The organism is Psychromonas sp., assembly GCF_041586535.1.
Taxonomy (GTDB): Bacteria; Pseudomonadota; Gammaproteobacteria; order Enterobacterales; family Psychromonadaceae; genus Psychromonas.
In genome coordinates, this window is record NZ_JBFGZY010000195.1 from 1 (window position 1) to 5,445 (window position 5,445).

5 protein-coding genes are annotated in these 5,445 nt (G+C 40.7%); 1 reads left to right on the forward strand and 4 read right to left on the reverse strand.

Translation table 11 applies throughout. From position 1 onward, the window contains the following. Window positions 1-4: 4 nt before the first annotated feature. From ABZA00_RS16185 to pyrB, 3 genes are all read right to left on the reverse strand, one after another. Window positions 5-145 (reverse strand): hypothetical protein, encoded by a 141-nt coding sequence (locus ABZA00_RS16185; RefSeq protein ID WP_372883185.1) that lies wholly within the window; start codon window positions 143-145, stop codon window positions 5-7. Between the two features lie 70 nt (window positions 146-215). Next, a complete protein-coding gene (gene pyrI / locus ABZA00_RS16190) occupies window positions 216-671 on the reverse strand; it encodes an aspartate carbamoyltransferase regulatory subunit (RefSeq protein WP_372883186.1) in 456 nt (151 codons plus the stop codon). Window positions 672-674: 3 nt separating this feature from the next. After that, window positions 675-1,616: an aspartate carbamoyltransferase gene (gene pyrB, locus ABZA00_RS16195; RefSeq protein WP_372883187.1), complete on the reverse strand. Its 942-nt coding sequence runs from the start codon at window positions 1,614-1,616 to the stop codon at window positions 675-677. Window positions 1,617-1,788: 172 nt separating this feature from the next. Here pyrB and dacB point away from each other — a divergent pair, with 172 nt between their 5' ends. Next, window positions 1,789-3,246, forward strand: a complete 1,458-nt coding sequence (dacB, locus tag ABZA00_RS16200; protein ID WP_372883188.1) for a D-alanyl-D-alanine carboxypeptidase/D-alanyl-D-alanine-endopeptidase — start codon at window positions 1,789-1,791, stop codon at window positions 3,244-3,246. A 94-nt stretch (window positions 3,247-3,340) separates the two neighbouring features. On the opposite strand, the gene ABZA00_RS16205 is transcribed toward dacB, so the two are convergent. Further along, on the reverse strand, window positions 3,341-4,873 hold the full coding sequence (locus ABZA00_RS16205; protein ID WP_372883189.1) for a hypothetical protein: 1,533 nt from the start codon (window positions 4,871-4,873) through the stop codon (window positions 3,341-3,343). Window positions 4,874-5,445 lie beyond the last annotated feature (572 nt).

Below are 5,445 nucleotides of genomic sequence, written 5' to 3' on the forward strand. Positions count from 1 at the left end.
CGTTTTAGTCTTTGTTATTGATTTGATTCAGAACGTCCTGTTCTTCACCACCTTGTGGCCAGCTAAAGCTGTTCAAAATCGTTCCATACGATTTTGTGTAATTAGAACAACTAGTTACTGCAATCAATGCCTTGCTTTCATTCATTTTTCCTAGTGCCTAAACTGACCATTTAATTAATCCAATCGGTATGAATAAAAGAGCCCATTTAAGGTTGTCAGTCTAACTCACTGAAAAAAGAAGGGTTAAATGTTTTTTCACAATAATGGCATTTTAATTTAAGCACTGATTTATGCTTAACGTAAAAACGTGTATTGACCGGCTCATTATGGCTAATGCAATTGCTGTTCGGGCAAGCTAATACGCCAATAAACGAGTTTGGCAGTTGAACTTTAAACTTATTTACTACCTGAAAATCTTTTATCTGATTAATGGTGGCATTTGGTGCAAATAAAGCGAGTTGATTAGCCTGCTCATCAGTGATAAAAGTGTTCTCGACTTTTATCAGATCTTTTGTTTGCCCGGTATGTGTCGCTAAGTTTAAGCCTACCGTAATTTTCTCATTCGTTTGCGTTAAGTTAAAAAACTTTAAGATTTTAATTCCCTGTTGAACCGGAATGTGGTCAATTACCGAGCCGTGCTGAATAGCTTCTACCTGTAACTTTTTCTGCATAAATCACCCCTCTGCCTGATGCTGGAAATGGTTTGTTAACAATAAGGCTAATAATGCCTGACGTGCATAAACGCCATTTTGGGCCTGCTGGAAGTAATAAGCATAAGGTGTTGCATCAACATTCGTATGAATTTCATCCACCCGCGGTAATGGGTGCAGTACTTTTAAATTATCCCGCACGTTCTCCAGCATCTCTGCATTTAATAAAAATGCGGATTTAATATGCTGATATTCCGTTTCTTCAAAGCGTTCTTTTTGCACTCTGGTCATGTATAGCACATCAAGAGAATCGATAACCTCTTCAATACTGTCATGTGTGGAGTAATTGACTCCTCTCTCGCTAAGCTCTTCAAGAATGTAATCAGGCATCGCTAATGCCTCTGGCGCGATAAAATAGAAATTACAGTTAAATAAAGATAAAGCCTGTGCCAGGGAATGCACCGTTCTGCCATATTTCAGATCGCCCACAAATGCAATATTGAGGTTATCAAGCCTGCTTTGGGTTTCATAAATGGTAAACAGATCTAATAATGTCTGCGTAGGGTGCTGATTTGAGCCGTCTCCACCATTGATAACCGGAATATCAGTGAACTCCGATGCTAAACGGGCAGCGCCTTCCTGCGGGTGACGCATAAAAAAGGCGTCAGCATAAGAGGCAATGATCTTAACTGAATCAGCGAGTGTCTCACCTTTTTGTGCCAATGAGGTATTACCACCGCTGTCAAAACCAATCACTGTTCCACCCAGACGCTGTACTGCTGTTTCAAATGAAAGGCGGGTTCGCGTTGACGCTTCAAAGAAACAACTGGCAACTATCTTGTTTTTTAACAGCTCAGGTTGCGGTGTATGTTTTAATGATTGGGCAGTTTGCAGAATTAGTTCCAGATCTACACGGGAAAGGTCGGGAATGGAGATTATGTTTTTTTGGTATAGTGGGTTGTTCATATTTCTGACTCATGGATAACGAGTGACGGTAAAAAAATTATACCATCGCAGTCTTATGAATTCTGCATTTTTTAAAGGCTGTGATCAGAGAAAATCTATTATTTCAGCAATGTAAATTGGGTTTGTGTCTGAACGACGTTATTATGTGACTTGTCTCTAATTTGGAGTTTTTATGTTTAACTATCTGCTGTGTGTTTTTGTGTTTTTCCTGCCGCTTAATTTACTGGCGGATGAATGGTCTGATTCACATACTCTATTACCTAAAGGGACGCAGCTTTCTTATCTGGTGATCGATCCGGTTAATAGTAAGGTGCTTGCCGAGTCGGCAGGGCAAATATTGCGTACCCCGGCAAGCCTGCAGAAGTTATTAACTGCTACCGCGGCAAAATTACATCTGGGAGAAAATTTTAGCTACCGGACAAACATCGAGGGTAAGTTAAGTCGGATTAAAAATAATCATTATCAGGGTGATATCCGCCTGCGTTTTGTTGGCGATCCGACGCTAACACGTGCCAATCTCAAAGAGATGTTAAAATCTTTAAAAGCCTTGGGGGTCGGGAAGATAAATGGAGACTTACTGATCAATGCTGCGCACTTTAACGGTTACCAATGGAGTGATGGTCAGGCCTGGAACGATTTAGGCGTGTGTTATACCGCGCCCTCAAATGCGATAATCATCAATAAAAACTGCGTGTTAGGTAACCTTAGTTTACCAGGCCCCGAAGCTAAAAAAGCAAGGTTATTTGTTCCAGATTATGAGCCTGTTGAGATAAGCAGTGATGTTGATGTTGTCACCCCAGCTCAACGGGATGAGCGGTTTTGTGCGCTGGAAGTGACTCGTTTTAATCACAACCGTTACCATTTATGGGGCTGTATGGTACCGAGGGAACGAGCTTTTCCACTCGCTTTTTCAATCAATGATCCATTTACATATGCTCGCCAACTTATTGAGTCTGAATTAAAAAAAGCCGGTATCAAATTGCATGGCAAGGTGTTGCTCGAAGAGGTTAATCAAGCAGCACAACCCAAGTCGGTATTAGTTAGCCACCAATCACCATTATTGGATGAATTATTACAAGTTATGCTCAAAGACTCCGATAATTTAATTGCGGATAGTTTGTTTAAAACCCTCGGTGCAAGCTATTTTCATCAACAGGGTAATTTTCGCAATGGCGGCAAAGCCGTGAAATTAATTCTACAGGCTCATGGCATTGATTTGGAAAATGCTTATTTGGCTGACGGCTCAGGCTTATCCCGGCATAATTTAATCAGCGCAGAGCTGTTAATGTCTGTACTTAAATATGCTTATCTGAATGATGACAAATTAAAGTTATTCGCCAGTTTTTCGATAGCCGGCATAGATGGTACGCTGCGTTACCATAAAGGTGTTGCCGGGCCTGTGTTGAAAGGTAATATTATTGCCAAAACAGGCTCCATGAAGGGAGTGGCGAACTTATCAGGTATGGTTAAAAGTGCCCGAGGTGATCGTCTTTTTGTTCTGCTGATTAACGCTTATAACCTGGAGGAGGGAAAGGGAACTTCTGCTCCCGGTAAACAAACAAAATCACCCGTGGTTATTTTTGAACAAGCCTTTTTTACAAACATCGTCAATTCAGCAAAGGCTAAATGAGAGTAATCCATATAAATAATGGCTTATCGGAGTTGCTATTTAGGGGGAGATAGCAAAAGGGGGATATGCCCTTTTGCTTTTAGAACGAGGTTAATTACCGAATTGTAATTGGGAACCAGTTAAAAGGGGTACCCTGGCCAAATAAAACCACTCCGGTGGCGTGATCCTGCTGATTGACAGGTTGCAGCTTATTGCTATCACCGGGGTAACTAATGCCATCAAAATCAAGCATTAACCATTGTTTGTTTTTTTCAATCAGTAAACTTTGCCATAAATAATGCTGATTATGAGAAATCACAATGGGTGCCTTAACCTGAGATACTCGGCTCGCGAAACGATAGCCACCATCCTTGCCTTCAAAAATAAGCATTTCACAGCCACTTTTTGAGCACCAGTCCAGAAAAACGATCGCATCTTTAATGCCGTCGCCATTGAGATCATAGTTCACTGAGCTGAATTTGGTATTTTTGGGATCGGTTCGGTGCATCTTAAAGTATTGATTTACCGCTTGTTGTACTGACCTGTCAAGTTGCAAGCCGGGCACAATCTGCTCTGCTGGAAATTCGCGGTCAATCCGGTTGACTGTATTTTTCTCGCTTATTTCCTTGTGGTTCATTTTATTAAATAGGCCTTCCGATTCGGGGATATCAAAGACGATATTGTCTTTATTAAGTGTAGCCGCGTTCAGTGTGAGGCCTGAACGTTCGAAGATAACTTCTTCGCGGATATTTTGCTTGCCTTGTCGCGTTAACATCACCACAACGCGTTCTGGCGAGTTGCTTTTCCAAAATCCTGTTTTGTTAATGACTTCTGTTCCGGTTTTTTCTTTATATACAACGCTGTAATTTTCATTAAGCGTCAAATTGATAGTTTTATCAGGTGTTGTATTTAAATAATAACCGCTAAAATTGAAATCAGTGGCTGGCCATCCCGGCTCTCCGCAGCCGCTGAATTTACCTGATATACTGTCAACCTCGGTGATGTAACCCCAATATTCTTGCATGTTTAAATTATAACAATGGCCGGGGAGAATGATTAGGCTAAGGCGTTCACCTTTTTTATTTGTCGTTTTAATGCGGTTTATTTGCGTTGTTTCGAAATTGGCATTTTGCAGCTCTAAAACGCGGTTGCTGCCTTTAGTTGCAAAAATCAGCTTATTTTCATTGAGAGTTAAGCGCCAATAAGGTTCTTCACCTTTTGCCTTAAATAGAAAGTTGGTGGTGGGTTTCGCACATTGCAGGGATGTTTTGGCCAGCGCCATATGGTGGACTCTGTCGATGCGCATCAGCGCGTCGGATTGGGTATCTTTTATCTTCGGAAATGTAATTTCACCGACAAATTCGACATACATAGGGGTGAATTTTGTTGCACTGATTTGCTCATAAATATTTTTTAACCCGGTGTCCACTTCAACAGGGAGTTCTTTCCCGTCACCACAGGCCTGGAAATAAGCTTTACCGTCACCCAGAGTCAACTGTCCTCGGAAACTAACTTCGAGTATTTTGGAAAAATCCTCCTTGATAACGGGGGGGGACTTTGTTTCTACAGAGGCGGGCGGTGTAGGAGAAACACAAGCCGCATTAAACAAGAGTGTAGAGCTTAATAATAAGAAACTTGATATACGCATAAAAATCCCTAATTCAGCAATCATTGTCCGTAAAGAAAGAATAATATCAATCTAGGTAAATATCTAACCAACTCAGAAGGTTAAATTGAAAAATAATGGTGTTTTTCAATTCCAGTAGCCAACCACTCTATTTGATTGTGCCAAACAGTACGTGGTGTAAAACAAACTGACGTTTTGCTTATTGCTCAATCAACGCCTTATGCTTTTTAATTTTCTCTGCGTAATATTCGATTATCTGCTTATCTAGCTTGGTAAAAATTAACTCAAGTATAACAGTGCTTTGCCTTATTTCACTATCGGTGCATGTAATCTCATTATTATTTCTGATCTGGATCCTATAAATTACTGGTTGTTTGATAATTAACCAGTAAGGGGAGAGAGTTGAACAGTTATCATTGGTCGTTTTGACTTTGCAACATTCAGTTTAGGAATTTGTAACCATGCTTTAGGTTGTTAGGGGCTTATATGGACTCCCGCCGTATGTCAAAAAGAAATTACAAACAAAGTTAGATGCTGGCTTATATACGGGCTCAAGTTGAGGAGCTACCTCTGGCCTCTCATATGTTTTCGCA

Coding starts and splice junctions, on each gene's coding strand:
- ABZA00_RS16185 (WP_372883185.1), bottom strand. CDS start 145: ATGAATGAAAGCAAGGCATTGATTGCAGTAACTAGTTGTTCTAATTAC.
- pyrI (WP_372883186.1), bottom strand. CDS start 671: ATGCAGAAAAAGTTACAGGTAGAAGCTATTCAGCACGGCTCGGTAATT.
- pyrB (WP_372883187.1), bottom strand. CDS start 1,616: ATGAACAACCCACTATACCAAAAAAACATAATCTCCATTCCCGACCTT.
- dacB (WP_372883188.1), top strand. CDS start 1,789: ATGTTTAACTATCTGCTGTGTGTTTTTGTGTTTTTCCTGCCGCTTAAT.
- ABZA00_RS16205 (WP_372883189.1), bottom strand. CDS start 4,873: ATGCGTATATCAAGTTTCTTATTATTAAGCTCTACACTCTTGTTTAAT.